General features: G+C 49.6%; 1 protein-coding gene. It reads right to left on the reverse strand.

What is annotated here, in order from left to right:
- Positions 1–650: 650 nt before the first annotated feature.
- Complete coding sequence (locus Q0340_RS06580; RefSeq protein WP_298082642.1) at positions 651–1469, reverse strand: ATP-binding protein; 819 nt, start codon at positions 1467–1469, stop codon at positions 651–653.
- Positions 1470–1576: the final 107 nt, after the last annotated feature.

Genomic DNA, 1576 nt, shown 5'->3' on the forward strand with positions numbered 1-1576 from the left:
GGGGCGCACAGAGGAGTAGGTTCCACGCGCGGATGCCCCAGAAGTAGCCTAAATAGACATACGCGCTGCGCGGAAAAATGGGCTCCGCTTGCCTTTACGGCCTGTAAATACGCGGCGCGCGGTAGAGGTTATTCCGCCGTGCAGATACGACGCGGTATGTAAAAGTGCCTCTCATCGTTAAAATTTACTCTAAAATTTTGCGCGTTATGAGTCTTCAAGGCTTTTGAGTCACGGCAGGCGTTAAATTTTGCGCTGAAATTTAGCACCGCTCGGCCTGCAAAAATATCCGCAGTGATAAAATTTAAGGCGATGAAATTTAAAAGGAGAGCGGATGAATTTGCAAATTTTACGGCAAGCTCGGCATTTACGTGTCGCAAGACGGCACGCGCGGCTTTTGATCGTATTTGGCTCTTGAGTGCGCGCGAAAAAGGACGATTAGTTTCGTAATATAACTCTTACGCTGCCGCAATTAGCCTTGGCGCTGCGACCGGCTTCGGCATTGACCTAATTTCGGTATCGCGATCGGCTATAGCGTCGCAACCGACGCCGCTACGTAAGCGGCGAAGCGCAAAAAGATGGCTTATAAAGCACGATACAGCATATATTTTGTAAAATTTAAGCAAACTGCGAAGCCGCAATAAGACGGCCGGTTACGGCAAATTTATCAGCTCCACTTTATTTTCCAGCGTTTTTGGGATCAATAAAACCTTGCCGTCGCTTGAGATGTCCGCAGGTCTTTGCATCGCGCCGAGGTTTATTTTGCGTATCTGTCCGTTTGCATCGATACGCCAAATTTTACCGCTTAAAAGATCCTCACCCCAGTCGCTAACTAAAATTTCGCCGTCTTTTCCGCGCGCTATGCCGTAGAAAACCCCTTTCATATCGGCAAAGATCGAAATTTCGCGAGATTTCAGATCCATGCTTAGCACGCGCCCCGGGACCTTTCCGCTAAGATCGAAGGTGGTGATCAGAAGCTTATCGCCTTTAGCCAAAAGCCCGTTTGGGCTGCCTAGCGATGGATCAATGCGCGCAAACTCATCCGCGGTGCGCGAGAGCAGGTCGATGCGCCAGATCGTCCCACGCGCGGGATCGCTTGCGAGCAAAACCTCGCTACCGAGCGCCACGACGTCGTTTAAGGCCTGCGCTCCCTCGATTTTTAGATTGAAAACCTCCTGGCCTTTGCTAAAGCCCCTGATCGCGTCCAGATCGCACACGTAGAGCACGCCCTTGATCTGCGCCATTCCGCCAGGATTTACCAGATCGTCTATAAAATTGGTCTCAACGACGTTGGAATTTTTCACGATCCTGCTTATAAAGCCGCTTCTGCCTAGCGAATCTTCGTTTTTGCCGCGATTTGCGATATAAAAAGCGTCATCGGTAATGAGCGAACCACTAGGTGCGCTAAATCCGTCGATCTCTAGGCCAAAAAGCGCACCCGCCAAGGCGCACGAAAGTAGAACTTTTTTCATAATCTCTCCTTGATCTCGCCAAAATTTTAAGAATTTTAAAATTTTAAGGGAAGCGCTGGGCACCGGGCTAAAATTTTAAACTCCGCAGCGAGCTTTAAGATGAGCGA

The organism is uncultured Campylobacter sp. (assembly GCF_938045595.1).
GTDB lineage: Bacteria > Campylobacterota > Campylobacteria > Campylobacterales > Campylobacteraceae > Campylobacter_B.

Coding starts and splice junctions, on each gene's coding strand:
- Q0340_RS06580 (WP_298082642.1), bottom strand. CDS start 1,469: ATGAAAAAAGTTCTACTTTCGTGCGCCTTGGCGGGTGCGCTTTTTGGC.